Source organism: Kibdelosporangium phytohabitans, assembly GCF_001302585.1.
In the GTDB taxonomy this organism is placed as follows: Bacteria; Actinomycetota; Actinomycetes; order Mycobacteriales; family Pseudonocardiaceae; genus Kibdelosporangium; species Kibdelosporangium phytohabitans.
Genome location: NZ_CP012752.1, coordinates 7,205,492 through 7,220,690, shown reverse-complemented (window position 1 = coordinate 7,220,690; position 15,199 = coordinate 7,205,492). Strand labels below are relative to the sequence as shown.

Genomic DNA, 15,199 nt, shown 5'->3' with positions numbered 1-15,199 from the left:
CCTATATCTATGCAGCGCGGCGTGGGAAACACGCCAGATACCCGGTTTCCGGGTCACGGACCACCGACACCTCCAGGCCGAACGCCTGGTGGATCGTGTCCGCCGTCAGCACTTGCCCGGCCGCTCCCGCGGCGACGATCTTCTGCTCGGCCACGACAACGACCTCGTCGCCGTACGCGGCGGCCTGCGTGAGGTCGTGCAGGACCACGCCGCACGCGATGCCGTGCTCGCGGGCGAGTCTGCGGACCACGTCGAGCACCTCGTACTGGTGCCGCAGGTCCAGGTATGTGGTCGGCTCGTCGAGCAGGACGATCCCGGTCTTCTGCGCCAGCACGGTCGCCAGCCACGCGCGTTGCCGTTCACCGCCGGACAACTCGTCCAGTCTGCGGTCGGCCAACGAGGTGGCGTCGGTGACTTCCAGTGCCCACGCGACGGCTTCGGCGTCCTCGGACGTGTGCCGTGCGAAGGCGCCTCGGTGGGCGTAACGACCGTGGCGCGCCAGCTCCTTGACCGTCACTCCCGTGGGGACGATCGGGGTCTGCGGCAGAAACGCCAAGTGTTGTGCCAGTGCCCGGCGGGACAGGCTGGGCAACGGTGTTTCGCCGACCAGCACCGTGCCACCGACCGGGGGCAGCAGCCCGGCCAGGGTGCGCAGCAGCGTCGACTTGCCGCATCCGTTGGGACCGACGAGAACCGTGACGGTGTTCGGCTTCAGCGTCATGTCGACGTCACGCAGCACGGGCGTGCCCGTGTGTCCCACTGTCAGCCCGGTTGCCCGTAGTTCTCCCCGCACCGGGCGACACTAACCCATACAGGTTAGCCTAACCTAATGGAGTAGGGTTGATCACACGATCGGCCACGCAGTGCGACGACGTTCGTCCACTCGGCGCCGTGGCTGCGTCCATCGGACTCCGCGAACGTATGTGATCCGCACCAATTGTCAGATCCTGCTACCGCCGTCTGTCCGGTTTGCGATGTCCGCGGCGAACCCCATGCCGTGTCGATTCGCTGAGGGGAACGCCGCATGACAAGACTTCTCACTGTGCTGGCCGTGTTGGCCGGTCTGCTGGTCGGCTTACCCGGCGGGCTGGTGGCCCCGACAACCGCCGCCGCCGCTGTGCCGACCGGATTCACCGACACAGCGGTCATCTCCGGGCTTTCCGCTCCCACGCAGGCCGCGTTCGCGCCGGACGGACGCGTGTTCATCGCGGAGAAAAGCGGGATCATCAAGGTCTACGACGGACTCGGCGACACCACCGCGACGGTGTTCGCCGACCTGCGCCCGCAGGTCCACGACTTCTGGGACCGCGGCCTGCTCGGCCTCGCACTCGATCCGCAGTTCCCTGCCACGCCACACGTGTACGTGCTGTACACCTACGACTACCTCGGGTGGGGCGATGTCTGCCCCGACCCGCCCGGTGCGACCAACCAGGGCTGCCTGGTCCAAGGCCGGTTGTCCCGGCTGATCGCCAACGGCAACACCGCTTCCGCCGAACAGGTCGTGCTCACCGACTGGTGCCAGCAGTTCCCGAGCCACTCGATCGGCTCGATGGCTTTCGGACCGGACGGCGCCCTGTACGTCAGCGGCGGCGACGGCGCGAGCTTCAACTACGCCGACTGGGGGCAGACAGGCAACCCGTGCGGGGATCCGCCCGGCGCGGCAGGCACGAACCTCAGCCCGCCGACGGCTCTCGGCGGCGCGCTGCGTTCCCAATCCGTGCGTCGCGCCGCCAACCAGCCGCGCACGCTGGACGGCACAGTCATCCGCATCGACCCCACCACCGGTGCGGGCGCAACCGGTAACCCCTTCGCGTCCAGCACCGACGCCAACGCCAAGCGGGTGATCGCGTACGGCCTGCGTAACCCCTTCCGCATGGCGGTCCGGCCGGGCACCAACGAACTGTGGGTCGGCGACGTCGGCTGGAGCACATGGGAGGAGATCAACCGGATATCCGTTGTCGGCGACACCGTGGCCGAGAACTTCGGTTGGCCCTGCTACGAAGGCAGCGCGCGGCAGTCCGGCTACGACAACGCCAACCTCACCTCGTGCGAGAACCTCTACAGCACAGGGCAGAACGCCCCGCATTTCGCGTACAACCACAACAGCAACGTGGTCACGGGCGACGGATGCCCGACCGGCAGTTCGTCGGTCGCGGGTATCGCGTTCGAGGACAACAGCAACTACCCGGCCGACTATCGTGGCGCGCTGTTCTTCTCGGACGCCAACCGCGGCTGCATCTGGGCCATGCGCCGCAACGCCTCCGGCACACCGGATCCGTCGACGATCACACCGTTCGTGACCGGAGCCAACGTGCCTGTGCACGTGCTGTCCGGTCCTGGCGGTGACATCTTCTATGTGGCGCTCAACGGCGGCCAGTTGCGTCGTGTCAGCTACCCGACGGGCAACCGTGCGCCGACCGCTGTCGCCACCGCGACACCGTCGAGCGGGGCGTTGCCGTTGAACGTGCAGTTCGCCGGCTCCGGCTCCAGCGACCCCGACGCGCAAACCCTTGCCTACGCGTGGGATCTGGACGGCGATGGGGCGTTCGACGACTCCACCGCGGTGAACCCGGCGTGGACGTACACATCGGACGCGATCGTGTCGGTCAAGCTCAGAGTCACCGACCCCGGTGGGTTGAGCGACACCTCCACGGTCGTGGTGACCGCGGGCAACCCCGTGAACCCCGACCCGGTCCCGGTGATCGACACCCCGGACCCGGCGACGAAGTGGAAGGTCGGCGACCCGATCACGTTCTCCGGGCACGCGATCGACGCCCAGGACGGCTCACTCCCGCCGAGTTCGCTGTCGTGGCAACTGCTCCTGCAGCACTGCCCGAGCAACTGCCACACGCACACCGTGCAGAACTTCCCGGGCACGGCGACCGGCAGCTTCCCCGCGCCGGACCACGAATACCCGTCGTACCTGGAACTGGTGCTGACCGCGCAGGACTCCAGCGGCCGGACAGCGAGCACCTCGGTCCGCCTCGACCCGCGGACCGTGCAACTGACGTTCGCCAGCAGCCCGTCGGGCAGAACGCTGACGCACTTCAGCCAAGCGGGCACGGCACCGTTCACCCGGACCGTGATCGTCGGCTCGGCGAACACCGTCAGCGCCCCGAGTCCACAGGGCAGTGGCCTGATCAGGTACTGCTACCGGTCGTGGTCGGACGGCGGCGCGCAGAGCCACACGATCACAGCCCCGGCGACGGCGACCACGTACACCGCCAACTACCGGACAGCACTGCTCAGCTGCTGACGACCACCGGGTGAAAGAGCCGAGCAGGGTTCTCCCACCTCGTCAGTGCGAGCGGCACAGTCGGCCATGGGCGGGGCCGCACCGATGCGGGTGAGTTCCGAGCCTCAAGCCCAGGAGATCCGCGGGTTATTCCGTTGGCATGCCGCCTGATGCGCGCGACAATGGCTCGCGGAAGGGGGCAGCCGGTGACGTTCGTTCTTGGCTATCAGCGGACCTGGTGGGAACAGGTGCTGTGCTTGGCGCCGTGGGAGGAGGGCGCGGGCATCCAGATGCCACGGACTCGCGGCTCGGTCATGGCGTCCGCGGAGGCGACCTGGCCGTCGGCGGCATCGATCACGTCGTGGCGCCACCAGCGGCGCCGCCACGGTCCACGCGCCCGCCCGCCGCGTGTCGGCTTCCGGCGGCGGCGCCGGTGAGCGCCGGTCAGCCCCGCAGCTGGTAGAAACGCCAGGTCTCGGACTCGATCGGCAGGATCGTGACATCGTCGAACCCCGCCTCCGCCGCGTAGCGGCGGACGGTGGCGGGGCGCATCACGGTCCCGGTCATCGCCGAGTCGGGATCGCCCATGGTCGCGGGCAGGCAGGCGACCAGGCTCCAGCCGTACTCGTACTGCTCGACCAGCGGTCCCGGCGCGGTGAACTCCTCGCCCGGGTTGGTGTCGAACACGAGCAAGGACGCGCCGGGCGCCAGCAGTTCCCGCGCTGTGCGCAGTGCGTCGACCGGGTTCGTCATGTCGTGCAGGGCTTCGATGATGAACACGGCGTCATAGGGCTCCACCGATGTGAGTTCGGCAGCGTTCTTCGCCGCGAACGTCACCCGGTCGGCGACGCCCGACTCCTCGGCGTTGCGGGTGGCCACCTCGATCGCCTTCGTGTCCAGGTCGAGGCCGTCCACGGTGATGCCGGGGTACGCCTGCGCCATCGCGATGCTCGTCCAGCCGAGGCCGCACGCGATGTCGGCGACGCGCGCGCCGCCCTCGGACAGTCGGGTGTGGACATCCGGGATCGCGGGCAGCCACTGCTTGCCGAGCAGGTTCAGGTACTGCGCGCGGTTCGGGTTGGCGCGGCCCTCAGGCTCCCACGGGATCGGCGCTGGTGCCTCACCCGAGCGGTACACGTCGACCAGGTCCGCCAGCCTGCGGCCGACGCGCACCAGGTCGATGGACGGCTGGGTGCCGTACAGCAGGTGGTCAGGGTCGGCCAGGACCGGGATGTGCTCGGGCGGCATGGTGAACACGTGCTCTTCGTCCACTGTGAGCAGACCGCAGGAAGCCTGGTGCTCCAGCCACTCGCGGGTGTAGCGCTCGTTCGTCCCGGTTCTCGCCGCCAAACCCGCGGGGGTCGTCGGGCCGCCGTCGGCGAGCGCCCGGTAGTAACCGAGACGCTCGCCGAGGTACACGGCGTACATCCGCAGTGTGCCGGTGGTGTCACCGAAAAGCTGCTTGGCCAAAGCTTCCGAGTCCATGACGGCCAAGCTAGCGCAGCGGCTCCGGCAGCCGCAGGACAATGAACTCGTTGCCGCCGGGCTTGCCGTGCCGATTTGCCCAGTACCGATTTGCCCAGTACCGATTTGTTTGTGCCGTCACCGGCGCGGACGATCGACTCGCGGCCGAGGTCCGCGCCGGTGCGGACCCGGTCCGGCTTGGCAAGCGGGAACGGACACGCCGGTCCGGGTCGTCAGGGTGATCCCGCCGGACGCGTCAACGCGGCGATGCTGTTGATCGGCGCGGTGCGCGGCTGGGACCAGGCGAACGCCGGGTGAACCGGCCGATCAGTAGTCGCGCTGCGGCATGACCATCCAGAGCACGATGTAGGCGACGAACTGCGGCCCGGGCAGCAGGCACGAGAGCAGGAACACCAGACGCATGGTCTTCGGTTTCCAGCCGACCCGCTCTGCCAGGCCGGCACACACCCCCGCGATCACCTTGTTGTGCCGTGACCTGGTTATCGTTGCGGTTGCCATGTCAGTTATGTTGCCAGTGTCCGGATGTGCGAAACATCGGTGAAGACCCCGGTCCGACCCTGAACTTCCAGGTCGGGGCCGTGTGACGGGGATGACGACGGGGGTTGGTGAATATGGCTGCGTCACAGCCGTCTTCAGCGTGCCCTTCGCACCCGCACTGAGCAGGAGTTCCACCAGTGTCATCCCTGAAAACCGAACGTCTCGAGCTGCGGTCGTGGACATCCGGTGAAGCAACCGCCGTCGTGGACGGCACCCGGCAGCCGAAGTGGGCTGCCGACTTCCCCGCCGAGGGCGACCAGGTGATCGCCGGTCTGTTCGGCGAGCACCCGGCGTGGCTGGGGGAGTACGGCCACCGCCTGGTCATCGAGCGCGGCACCGGCGAGGTGGTCGGCTCGATCGGCCTGTTCTGGCCGCCTGCCGACGGCCGTGTGGAGATCGGTTACGGCATCGTGCCGTCCCGGCAGGGCCGGGGGTACGCAGCCGAGGCCGCGCGTGCCCTGGCCGAGTTCGCCGTGACGGCACCGGACGTGCACACCGTCTTCGCCGGTGTCGAGCTGTCGAACCCGGCGTCGGTCCGTGTGCTGGAGAAGGCCGGGTTCCGGCTGGTGCACACCGAGCAGGACGTGGTCACCTACGAGCTCGGCTGAGCCGTTGGCTCACTGCGCAGGCCGTGACGGGCAGTTCGGCACGGCCTGCGCAGTGGGCACGGGATCGGGCCGAGGTTTTCCCATGGCGGAGGATCTCGGTCCGGCGGCTGTCAGGTCAGCGGCGGTAGATGGTCAGCTCGGACATGTTGGCGTAGCTCGACGCGGCGAAGTCGATCGACTGCCCCGGTGCCCCGGGCCCGCCGGGCGCGCCGTCGTGCTCCCAGTTGGCGTGGTGGAAGTCCTGCTCGCCGATGGTCTGGAAGAACTGCTGGAAGTTGATGTCACCTTCGCCGAACACCACCATGTCGTGGCCGTCGGGCACGGCCGTGTTGCGGTTGCCGTCCTTGGCGTGGAACAACGGGAACCGGGTGGTGCGGGGCGCGACGGTCAGGATCGGGTCGAACAGGTCGGTCTGCTGACGGCCCCAGCGGTCGGTGTACGTCCTGTGCTTGTACCGCGCCACGTACGCCCAGTAGATGTCCATCTCGAAGAAGACGTAACGGGGGTCGGTCTTGTCGAAGAAGTACTCGAGGCGGCGCTTTCCCGATGAGCGCGTCGGTTTGCCGTTCGCGTCCGACGGCCCGGCGTCGAGCAGGAAGCTGTACGCGGAGTCGTGGTTGTGGGTGTAGAGCCGCAGACCGCGTGCCTTCGCGCGGCGGCCCAGTTCGTTCCACGTGTCGGCGGCAGCGTCCCAATCGGACTTGTACGACGTGTTCGCCGGGTCGCCGCCCGTCCCGATGTTGCGCATGCCCAGTTCCTGGGCGATGTCCATCTCTTTGTCGAACGTGGCCGGGTTGATCTGCGTGTGCGTCCCGTTGGCGACAAGCCCGTTGTCGTCCAGGACCTTGCGGATCTCCTTCGGCGTGATCTGGCGGCCGAGCAGCGAGGTGTGCTGCGTGTAGCCCGCGAACTCGATCTCCTTGTAGCCGATCTCGGCGAGGCGCGCCAGCACCCGTTCGAATCCGTACGGGACGCCCGAGTTGTCCGGTGCCGCGGTGATGCGGTCGCGGACGCTGTACAGGATGATCCCGCGGTTGCGGGACGGGATCAGCGGTTCGGCGCGCAGCCCCCGGCCGCGGTCACCCTCGGTGTTGCTTGGCGTGTCTGCGAGCGCGGGAGTTCCCGTGGCGAGCACTGGTAAGCCGGCCGCGCCGAGCACGGCGGCGGCTGAGGCGGACGCGGTGAACACGTCGCGGCGGGTGAACCGCCTGCGCTGCTTTGCGTTGTCTTCCATGGCGGATTACGCCTTTCGGCCTCCGTGTGCGGACAGCGGGATGTTAACCACTTATGACGAACAACTGAAGACTTTCGTATCGAACCCGCAGAAGTTGTGGTCGGAACGGCGTAATCTCGAGCCGAGCGCCGGGCCTGGGAGGCGACGTGGTGGCACATCCGGACGAACTGGCCGAGCTGGATCTGTACGAGGTGTGGGCTTCGGTCAAGTCACTGAACGAAGTCCTCGACCCGTTCGACTTCACCCACCGGATGGCCGCCTACCGCCGGATGATCGACGCCACCAACCAGGACGGCCGCTTCGGCGCCGACAACCGGCGCAACCCGTTGTGGGGACTGATGTTCCAGCACCAGTGGCAGCACCGGACCGGCCGGCTCGGCGGTGCGGGTGTCCGGATTGACCCGGATTCACCGTGGGGCTATGGAAACTACGCACTGTGCGTGATCCCGTGGCTCGGTGCGACCGCTGCGGGAACCGTGCCCGGCCTCGTCGTCGCCGAACCGCCGGGACCGTCCCGTTTCGACTACGGACGGGCGGAGTTCGGTCCGGCGGTGGCGGACTGGCGCGCCTACTTCGAACTCGTCGCCGGTGATGCCGATGAGGAGTCGGCGCGGTTCGCGCTGTGGAAGGCGCACAAGACCTCCCTCGACGTGGTGGCGCGCCGGATCGCGCGGATCGACCCGGCTCCGTTCGGTGCCGCCGAACTGGAGTTCCTGCGTGGCTGGTGCCGGATGGTCGACTACCTGTGGGCCGCGGCGTGGCGGACCGACTTCGACTTCATGACCGAACACGGCCTCGACGTCCTGCCGGAGCGGCTGCTGGGCACGGCCGGTGACCCCATGCCGGTCAAAGTACGGCGCAACGTCCGCAACGTCGTGGCGCTGGCACGTATGCCGGACTGGCGGCACCGCTTCAACCTCCGGCTGTGGCGCCGGGTGATGCGCACCCGTGCGGCCCGTGACGAGGTGCTCGTCATGCTCGACGCGGTGTTCAACCCCAATGCCGGCAATACCGCAGCCCGTCGTCGGATGCTGGGATATTTGCTTCGCATCTGATCCGGTCGCAAGCCGATCGCCGTGGGAAAATTCCGGGTTCTGCGAATCACGGCGTTATTCCGAAAGGCATTCCTGATACGGTTTCGTGCGAACAACTCAGGCTGTGGATTTGTGTGCGAATCAGGGTCTCAATGCCTTGTTCACGGCTGGCGCGGGGAGCGTACCGGCGCAGGTCACGAGGGTCGTGGGCCAGCAGAGAACCTAGGTTGCCGACTGCCGCGCGGGCCCATTTCCCGGCAGTGGCGATCTGCCGTGTGCTCTCCTCGCCGCGAGGCGCAGCTTGTCGAGGAGTGAATTATCCGATGACAGCGATCGAACCCAGCGCAACTGGTCACGTCCGCGCTTTTCGTGATCTCGATGGTGTCGGTGAAAACGTCGAACACGTCGCTTTCCGGCTGCCGGTCAGCCCGGCCGGCCTGACGCAGGACCCGAGCGGGCCGTTCGCGTCGGCCCCCAGACCATCACAGCGCAGACCATCACAGCGCGGACCACCACCGGGGAGGAGTACGTGGCAGGCAACGGCCACGCCGTCGCCGACCTCGAAGGCCGGCGCGACCGTCACGTACTTCGGTTCGTGGACAGTCGACGCGGTCACGGTCACCGCCACAGCGTCGACGCTGGTCCACACCAAGCGGCGCGACCGGCGCCACGTACGTGTGCGGGTGGGCCGCGGGGTGCGTTCCGCACTGTCGAACTGGAACAGGACCGCGAGGCCGGTGTCACGCCGTTCGCCAACTACAACACGGGATCCCAGCCGGACGGTGGCCCGGCACGCACGTTGAGCGTGGCCGGTGCGTACGCCGAAGGTGGTGTCCAGATGCTCGACATCGGCGGTGGCAACACGATCGCCACGTCGGCTTGGCACGTGTGCACAACGCCAGGCTGCGCCACGCGATGGAGGCGCACTTCTCGCGGTGCCAGGAGAAACCGCAGTGGAAGGTGTGGTTGCTGCACGCCATGCGGCACGAGCCGACCACGCCGACCTCCACGCTGCTCGGCATCATGTTCGACCAGAAAGGCCCGCAGCGGCAGGGCTGCGCGACGTTCTACGAACGGATCGCGACCAACCCCCGCACCCAGCTCTACACGCACGTGCACGAGCTCGGGCACTGCTTCAACCCGTTCCACTCGTGCCACTCGTGCCGTTCATGAACCCGCCGATGCCCAACCGGGTGCACAGCCTGTCGTGGATGAACTACCCGCAGGCCTGTGTCCCGCTCGGCGGCGGCCCGTCCGGCGTGGCGGCGTTCCCGTTCGTGTTCGACGACCTGGGACTGGCGCACCTGCGGCACGGTTTCCCCAACGCCGTGATCATGGACGGCAACCCCTTCGGGATCGGCGCGGCGCTGGACGGGGCCAACGAATACCCCGACCACGTGTCCGACACGACCGGGCTGCGGCTGGAGATCACGGCGACGCGGGCACGGCCGGTGCTCGGCATGCGGACGTCCTGGACGTCACGCTGACCGCACCCAGCTGGTCAACACGCGGGAACAGCTGCACCCGAAGTTCGGCTTCGTCCAGGTCGCGATCAGCAGGCCGCGCGGGTACGTGATCGTGCACCGGCCACCGGTGATCCATTGCGTCACGCCGGACCTGGTGTCCGCGCGGGCGGCGGCGAGCAGCTGCCGGTCAGCGCGTACATCGGGTACGACGCCAGACCAGCATGGCGCTGACCCTGCTCGGCACTGATTCGCCGTACCTGTCCGACGGGATGGCCGCACTGGAACCCGTCACCCAGGACTACGGCGACCACCCGAGCGCCGTGTACGCGCGGTTCGCGCTGGGCATGAACCAGGCCCGGCCGTTCACCACAGCCGGCCGCGACGGCGAAGTGCGCGTGCGCGAACCGGATCCCGGCCGCGCGGACAGCCTGCTGCGCGGCGCGATCGACGAGTCGCGTGGCGACGGCGGCCTGGACGACAAGACCGTCTACCAGGCGGCGGCGTACCTCGCCGACTGCCACGCCGAGGCCGGGGACACCGATGGCGCCCGGCAGTCGCGGGCGGACATCCGGGGCCTGGCCGAGTCGAACAACGAATGGAGGCATGATCAGCCCATGGCACTGGCTGTCGAGTTGGGCGACGGTTTCGCAGGCGACGAGGTGGAGCTCGCCGTCGACGGGCGCGTCGCCTGGCGCGGCACGCATGTCGCCACGAACTACTCGGTGGGGATCGCAGACGTGGTCACCATCCCGGCCGCAGCGGGATCCACTGTGGAGGTCCGGCTGCGTGGCCGCGCGCGGTCCCGGCAGGCCGGGGGTGAGCAGCGACTGCGGGTGGACGCGGACCCCGCGGGCGAGCCCACGGCCCGGGGCGGGCTCGCATCGACCGGGGACTGCGACACACGACCTGGGGGTTTGCTGGTCGCGCGATCCGGGGAACCCCTTCGGAGTCCGACGACTGTGGAGGTCTCAGTGGCTCGCATCAAGCCGTCCAAGCCGATGGCGGTCATGGGGGCGGTGCTCGGCACCGCGATGCTTATCTTCGGCATAGTTCAGCTGGCGAACAAACCGACCGGCGGTTTCCTCTGGTTATGGGTGGCGTTCGGAGTGGCGATCATCGGTTTCAACCTGTGGGCCGCGTTCGCCAAACGCGGCGCCACGTACATCAAAGAGGACGATCCGCGATAGCGGGCAGGGACCAGGCATGGGCACGGCTGAGGGTGGCCGTGCCCATGTCGCCGTTCTGACTATTTGCCGTGCCACCTGTAGGTGGCGACGGAGTTCGCGGGCACCTTGACCACGAAGGATTTCCCGCCCACCGCGACCCGTACTGTGGAGTCGGTGGCGTTTCCGTTGCGCACCACCGCGACGAAGCCGTTGCACCGGTCGGTGAACACCACGTTGCCGACACCGTTCACGGTCGCGCTCGACTCGACGCGCACGTGCTCCTGCCCGAGGTACTTCGCGAACTGGCCCAACTGGTACAGCTCGTCGCGGACCGTGAACGCCTTGGTCGTCGTGTCGACTTTGACCAGCCTGTTCGGCCACTTCGTGGTCCTGCCGACCTCGGCCCAGTCGATGTTGTTGTCCCGCGCCGGAGTCCAGTGCAGCGTGCCACCGTCCTGGTCGGTGGTCTGCGCCCACATCAGGTACGACCCGGCGTTGAGCCGGAAGAACTCCGTGACCGTCGCGGGGGACAGGTCGCTGGTCTCGGTCATGTGCACCGGCTTGCCGGTCTGCGCGTTGGCATCCCGCATCACCGACGGATCTCCCCAGTACGGGTGGAAAGCGATGCCGTCGGTGGCGTCGAGCACCTGCTCGCCCGTGATCCCGCCGTTCGGTGCGTCCCGGAAAATCCGGTGGTAGTTCTTGGTTTCAGCGCTGTTCGGGTCGCGCCAGTCCCAGAAGTTGAAGTCGTGCACGTACAACCCGGTGTCCAGCCGGGCCTTGCGGAACTCCCGCTTGATCGCCAGCGCCAGCTTCTGCTGCTGGGCGACGTCGATGTCCATCGCGGGGTAGACCACGTCCATGCCCGGTTCGCTGAGCAACGTGATCGCGTCGACTTCGATGCCGTGTTTGGCGTAGGCCTGGATGTACTTCACGTAGTAGCGCGCGAACACGTCGATGGCGTCGTCGCGCAGCTTGCCCGACTGGTAGTAGCTGTTGGCGCTGCCGGGTTTGAGTCGCACCTCGCCGATGAACTCGTTGTTCGTCTTCATCCACGCCGGTGCGCTCCACGCCGACGCGATGAAGGTCGCGCGCGGGTTGTAGCGCTGGATCAGCTTGACCGTCTCCACCATGTGCAGCTCGATGTCCCGCTGGATGGAGAAGTACTTCAGATGGGGGTCCTCGGTGACACCGGCGGCAGTTCGTCGTAGGACCAGAACGGCAGGTGCTCGATCAGGTCGGGGCTGCCGATGGTCAGCCGGAACCGGTCGAAACCCGCGCCGGAACGCGGGTCGGCCAGCAGCCGGATCGCCTTGTCCCGGTTGGCCGGGGTCAGCTTCCACAGGTTGGACACGCTGGTCTCGTCGATGGAGAACCCGATGCCGGAGTAGCGCTGGCGCTGCTGCCCCGGGTCGATCGTCATTGTGGCGTCGACAGGACCGCCGCCGCCGCGCCCGAACCAGGCAGGCGGCAGCGGCTGCCATGCGTGCGCGGCGCCGCTGGAATACGTGCCCGTCACGAGCGAACCCCACCCGCTGTCGACGGCCGCGTCGGCTGACGGCGCGACCAACGCTGTCGAGGCGACCACAGCGACCACAGCGGCGCAACGCCGCCAACGTCTCTGGGAGGTCATGGACTCCTCCTTCGATGGAACCGGTTACGGCGGCGCGTGGCCGATCGTAGTGCCCAGCTCACGCGGCCGTAACCGGTTCCGGCGATCGATACGCTCCGCACACGCCCGGGTGGCGGGATACTGCGGTGATGAGCCATCGCGCGAGCCGGAACTGGCTGTACGGGGGAGTGGCTCTGCTCGTGGTCGCGGCGGCTGTGCTCGTGTTCAAGTACGCGGCGCACCAGCCCGGCTGCCAGCCGTGGCTGACGGACTTCGCCTCCGCCGGCGCCGTGGACGGGCTCAACAGGATGAACGACCGCGGCGGCCGGTCGACCTACGACTTCATCGAAGGGCGGCTGGAGATGACCGCCCAGCCCGGCAGCGACGTGGGTGGCGAGGTCACCGCGCCGTTCCTGTACACGACAGTGCCGGCCGACTTCACTGTGCAGACCGAGGTCTTCGCCGATCCGTCGGCCGGTTACCAGGCGGCCGGGCTGCTGGTGTTCGAGGACGCGCGCACCCACGTCCGGCTCGAACGCGGCTCCGGCGACGTGATCGCGTACCACCACCAAGGTGGCCGTGTGACGGTTCCCGTCAGCGCCGCCAATGTCGAACTGCGGCTGTCGCGGCACGGCAACCGGCTCGACGCGGAATGGCGTGACACCCCGAACAACGGTCACTGGCAGTCACTGGGACCGGCGGCGACGCTCACCAAGCCCGTCCGTGTCGGTGTTACGGCGCTGAACGCCACATCGGACCGCGAGCCGTTCACGGCGGCGTTCCGGTATTTGCGGATCACGTGCCCGTGAGGGCACAAGTCCTAGTTGGACCCCGGCATTGACCTGACGAATCGGCCATTCGGATCAAATCCGTCGAACACAGTACGAAAGTACGTTGTCGGCGTGGTCTTGCGGATCGGATGATGCTCCGGCACGAGCTCACTCCACCGCCGGGACAACGCCATCGAGGGCTGGCAGTTTCCGGCGCCCCTGCGCGCAAGGAGCTTTCATGCGTCTCAGATCCCTGCAAGGAAGAATTCTCGGGGCGGGTATCGCCGCCGCCGCTGTGTTCGCCGCTGTCCTGCCGACGAACGCGGCCGCGGCGCAGCAGATCATCGCCGAGAACGCGCCCAACAAGATCCAGGACAGCTATGTCGTGGTGCTGAAGGACAACATCGCGGTCCGCGCGGCGGCCGACGGGCTGGCGGCGCGCTACGGCGGCAAGGTCGGATTCGTGTACCAGGCCGCGCTCAAGGGATTCTCGGTCGCCATGTCCGCCGCGCAGGCGCGCAAGCTCGCCGCCGACCCGGCTGTGTCCTATGTGGAGCAAGACCGCACGGTCGGGCTGCTGACCGACCAGAACAACCCGCCTTCGTGGGGGCTCGACCGCGTCGACCAGGCGGACCTGCCGCTCAACCAGAAGTACAGCTACTCCACCGAGGCGTCGAACGTCACCGCGTACGTCATCGACACCGGGATCAACTACAACCACACCGACTTCGGCGGCCGGGCGACGTTCGGGTTCGACGCGTTCAACGACGGCCAGCAGGGCAAGGACTGCCAGGGTCACGGCACGCACGTCGCGGGCACCATCGGCGGCAACACCTTCGGTCTGGCCAAGAAGGTCAAGCTGAAGGCCGTCCGCGTGCTCAACTGCCAGGGTGGCGGGTCGATCTCCACCGAGGCCGCCGGCGTGGACTGGGTGACCGCCAACGCGGTCCTGCCCGCCGTGGCCAACATGAGCCTCTACACCGGTGTCAAGAACGAGCCGAGCCGTGTGCTGGACGACGCTGTGCGCGCGTCGATCGGCAAGGGCATCTCGTACGCCGTGGCCGCGGGCAACTTCAACGACGACTCGTGCCAGTACTCGCCGCAGCGGGTCCGTGAGACGATCAACGTCGCCGCGACCGCGCGGACCGACGCCCGCGCGTCGTTCTCCAGCTACGGCACCTGCAGCGACATCTTCGCGCCCGGCCAGGACATCGTCTCGGCGTCGTACAGCAACAACTCCGGGTCCGCGACGATGAGCGGTACCTCGATGGCCTCGCCGCACGTGGCCGGCGCCGTCGCGCTGTACCTGGCGGACAACCCGGCCAAGACCCCGGCCGAGGTGCACAGCGCGATCACCGCCGCGGCGACCCCGAACAAGGTCACCAACCCCGGCGCCAACACCCCGAACAAGCTGCTGCGTGTCAACGGCGGCGTCCCGGGCGTGTCCGTGGCCAACCCGGGCCCGCAGAACACCGCGGTCGGTGGGGCGGCGAACCTGCAGCTGTCGGCGTCCGGCGGCACCGCGCCGTACACGTGGTCCGCGACCGGCCTGCCTCCCGGTCTCTCGATCGGATCGTCCAACGGTCTGATCACCGGCACGGCGACCACCGCGGGCACGTACGACGTGACGGCGACCGCCACCGCGACCGCGGGTGGTTCCGGCTCGACGAACTTCCAGTGGACGGTCGGCTCGACGCCGACGTGCACCCCGCAGACCAACGGCACCGACGTGGCCATCCCCGACCTGACGACGGTGACGAGCTCGGTGACGTTCGCCGGGTGCACCGGCAACGCGTCGGCGTCCAGCACCGCCGAGGTGCACATCAAGCACACCTACCGCGGCGACCTGCAGATCGACCTGGTCGCCCCGGACGGCTCGGCGTACCGGTTGAAGAACTCCAGCACCTCCGACAGCGCGGACAACGTCGACCAGACCTACACGGTCAACGTGTCCGGTGAGGCGCGCAACGGCACCTGGAAGCTCCAGGTGCGCGACGTGGCCCGCCAGGACGTGGGCACGATCGACACCTGGACGCTGACCGTCTGACCGGA

General features: G+C 68.1%; 17 protein-coding genes. 10 read left to right on the top strand and 7 right to left on the bottom strand.

The annotated features are described in order from the left end of the window. Positions 1 to 7: 7 nt before the first annotated feature. A complete protein-coding gene (locus tag AOZ06_RS32465; RefSeq protein WP_054292877.1) occupies positions 8 to 793 on the bottom strand; it encodes an ABC transporter ATP-binding protein in 786 nt (261 codons plus the stop codon). 231 nt (positions 794 to 1,024) lie between these two features. Here AOZ06_RS32465 and AOZ06_RS32460 point away from each other — a divergent pair, with 231 nt between their 5' ends. Together AOZ06_RS32460 and AOZ06_RS56980 are read left to right on the top strand one after the other, a co-directional pair. Continuing rightward, positions 1,025 to 3,256 carry a PQQ-dependent sugar dehydrogenase gene (locus tag AOZ06_RS32460; protein ID WP_157233377.1) on the top strand — a complete coding sequence of 744 codons (2,232 nt, stop codon included), beginning with the start codon at positions 1,025 to 1,027 and terminating at the stop codon, positions 3,254 to 3,256. Between the two features lie 185 nt (positions 3,257 to 3,441). After that, positions 3,442 to 3,672 (top strand): hypothetical protein, encoded by a 231-nt coding sequence (locus AOZ06_RS56980; protein WP_157233376.1) that lies wholly within the window; start codon positions 3,442 to 3,444, stop codon positions 3,670 to 3,672. 7 nt (positions 3,673 to 3,679) lie between these two features. Here AOZ06_RS56980 and AOZ06_RS32455 read toward each other — a convergent pair whose 3' ends face one another. Then, the gene (locus AOZ06_RS32455) at positions 3,680 to 4,720 is read right to left on the bottom strand and encodes an SAM-dependent methyltransferase (RefSeq protein WP_054292876.1); all 1,041 of its coding nucleotides are present in this window, start codon (positions 4,718 to 4,720) and stop codon (positions 3,680 to 3,682) included. 159 nt (positions 4,721 to 4,879) lie between these two features. On the opposite strand from AOZ06_RS32455, the gene AOZ06_RS32450 reads away from it, so the two are divergent. Further along, entirely contained in the window at positions 4,880 to 5,017 is a 138-nt protein-coding gene (locus AOZ06_RS32450; RefSeq protein WP_157233375.1) for a hypothetical protein, read from the top strand. Between the two features lie 9 nt (positions 5,018 to 5,026). Here AOZ06_RS32450 and AOZ06_RS32445 read toward each other — a convergent pair whose 3' ends face one another. Continuing rightward, positions 5,027 to 5,218, bottom strand: a complete 192-nt coding sequence (locus AOZ06_RS32445; protein ID WP_054292874.1) for a PspC domain-containing protein — start codon at positions 5,216 to 5,218, stop codon at positions 5,027 to 5,029. Positions 5,219 to 5,394: 176 nt separating this feature from the next. On the opposite strand from AOZ06_RS32445, the gene AOZ06_RS32440 reads away from it, so the two are divergent. Further along, positions 5,395 to 5,865 carry a GNAT family N-acetyltransferase gene (locus AOZ06_RS32440; protein WP_054292873.1) on the top strand — a complete coding sequence of 157 codons (471 nt, stop codon included), beginning with the start codon at positions 5,395 to 5,397 and terminating at the stop codon, positions 5,863 to 5,865. Positions 5,866 to 5,980: 115 nt separating this feature from the next. Here the strand turns inward: AOZ06_RS32440 and AOZ06_RS32435 are convergent, their stop codons facing one another. Continuing rightward, positions 5,981 to 7,099: a sugar phosphate isomerase/epimerase family protein gene (locus tag AOZ06_RS32435; protein ID WP_054292872.1), complete on the bottom strand. Its 1,119-nt coding sequence runs from the start codon at positions 7,097 to 7,099 to the stop codon at positions 5,981 to 5,983. Between the two features lie 146 nt (positions 7,100 to 7,245). Here AOZ06_RS32435 and AOZ06_RS32430 point away from each other — a divergent pair, with 146 nt between their 5' ends. The 3 genes from AOZ06_RS32430 to AOZ06_RS32415 all read left to right on the top strand — a co-directional run bounded on the left by AOZ06_RS32430 (position 7,246) and on the right by AOZ06_RS32415 (position 9,620). Further along, positions 7,246 to 8,154, top strand: a complete 909-nt coding sequence (locus AOZ06_RS32430) for a Leg1-related protein (protein WP_054292871.1) — start codon at positions 7,246 to 7,248, stop codon at positions 8,152 to 8,154. A gap of 858 nt (positions 8,155 to 9,012) precedes the next feature. Then, the gene (locus AOZ06_RS32420; protein ID WP_169799012.1) at positions 9,013 to 9,306 is read left to right on the top strand and encodes a hypothetical protein; all 294 of its coding nucleotides are present in this window, start codon (positions 9,013 to 9,015) and stop codon (positions 9,304 to 9,306) included. Continuing rightward, positions 9,285 to 9,620 carry a hypothetical protein gene (locus AOZ06_RS32415; RefSeq protein WP_169799011.1) on the top strand — a complete coding sequence of 112 codons (336 nt, stop codon included), beginning with the start codon at positions 9,285 to 9,287 and terminating at the stop codon, positions 9,618 to 9,620. The genes AOZ06_RS32420 and AOZ06_RS32415 overlap by 22 nt, the downstream gene beginning before the upstream one ends. Here the strand turns inward: AOZ06_RS32415 and AOZ06_RS61360 are convergent. Next, positions 9,612 to 9,743 carry a hypothetical protein gene (locus tag AOZ06_RS61360; protein ID WP_257721432.1) on the bottom strand — a complete coding sequence of 44 codons (132 nt, stop codon included), beginning with the start codon at positions 9,741 to 9,743 and terminating at the stop codon, positions 9,612 to 9,614. The genes AOZ06_RS32415 and AOZ06_RS61360 overlap by 9 nt on opposite strands. A gap of 77 nt (positions 9,744 to 9,820) precedes the next feature. Between AOZ06_RS61360 and AOZ06_RS60475 the strand changes: the two genes are divergently transcribed. Further along, positions 9,821 to 10,786, top strand: a complete 966-nt coding sequence (locus AOZ06_RS60475) for a hypothetical protein (protein ID WP_225952960.1) — start codon at positions 9,821 to 9,823, stop codon at positions 10,784 to 10,786. 59 nt (positions 10,787 to 10,845) lie between these two features. Here AOZ06_RS60475 and AOZ06_RS32405 read toward each other — a convergent pair whose 3' ends face one another. Beyond that, positions 10,846 to 11,904, bottom strand: a complete 1,059-nt coding sequence (locus AOZ06_RS32405; protein WP_236952463.1) for a glycoside hydrolase family 30 beta sandwich domain-containing protein — start codon at positions 11,902 to 11,904, stop codon at positions 10,846 to 10,848. A gap of 29 nt (positions 11,905 to 11,933) precedes the next feature. Further along, positions 11,934 to 12,398, bottom strand: coding sequence for a glycoside hydrolase (locus AOZ06_RS60470; RefSeq protein ID WP_225952959.1), 465 nt, complete (start codon positions 12,396 to 12,398; stop codon positions 11,934 to 11,936). A 128-nt stretch (positions 12,399 to 12,526) separates the two neighbouring features. On the opposite strand from AOZ06_RS60470, the gene AOZ06_RS32400 reads away from it, so the two are divergent. Both AOZ06_RS32400 and AOZ06_RS32395 read left to right on the top strand, forming a co-directional pair. Beyond that, positions 12,527 to 13,186 (top strand): DUF1349 domain-containing protein, encoded by a 660-nt coding sequence (locus AOZ06_RS32400; protein WP_083472084.1) that lies wholly within the window; start codon positions 12,527 to 12,529, stop codon positions 13,184 to 13,186. 199 nt (positions 13,187 to 13,385) lie between these two features. Continuing rightward, positions 13,386 to 15,194 (top strand): S8 family peptidase, encoded by a 1,809-nt coding sequence (locus AOZ06_RS32395; RefSeq protein ID WP_054292866.1) that lies wholly within the window; start codon positions 13,386 to 13,388, stop codon positions 15,192 to 15,194. Positions 15,195 to 15,199: the final 5 nt, after the last annotated feature.

Coding starts and splice junctions, on each gene's coding strand:
- AOZ06_RS32460 (WP_157233377.1), top strand. CDS start 1,025: ATGACAAGACTTCTCACTGTGCTGGCCGTGTTGGCCGGTCTGCTGGTC.
- AOZ06_RS32455 (WP_054292876.1), bottom strand. CDS start 4,720: ATGGACTCGGAAGCTTTGGCCAAGCAGCTTTTCGGTGACACCACCGGC.
- AOZ06_RS32445 (WP_054292874.1), bottom strand. CDS start 5,218: ATGGCAACCGCAACGATAACCAGGTCACGGCACAACAAGGTGATCGCG.
- AOZ06_RS32435 (WP_054292872.1), bottom strand. CDS start 7,099: ATGGAAGACAACGCAAAGCAGCGCAGGCGGTTCACCCGCCGCGACGTG.
- AOZ06_RS60475 (WP_225952960.1), top strand. CDS start 9,821: ATGGCGCTGACCCTGCTCGGCACTGATTCGCCGTACCTGTCCGACGGG.
- AOZ06_RS60470 (WP_225952959.1), bottom strand. CDS start 12,398: ATGACCTCCCAGAGACGTTGGCGGCGTTGCGCCGCTGTGGTCGCTGTG.
- AOZ06_RS32400 (WP_083472084.1), top strand. CDS start 12,527: ATGAGCCATCGCGCGAGCCGGAACTGGCTGTACGGGGGAGTGGCTCTG.
- AOZ06_RS32395 (WP_054292866.1), top strand. CDS start 13,386: ATGCGTCTCAGATCCCTGCAAGGAAGAATTCTCGGGGCGGGTATCGCC.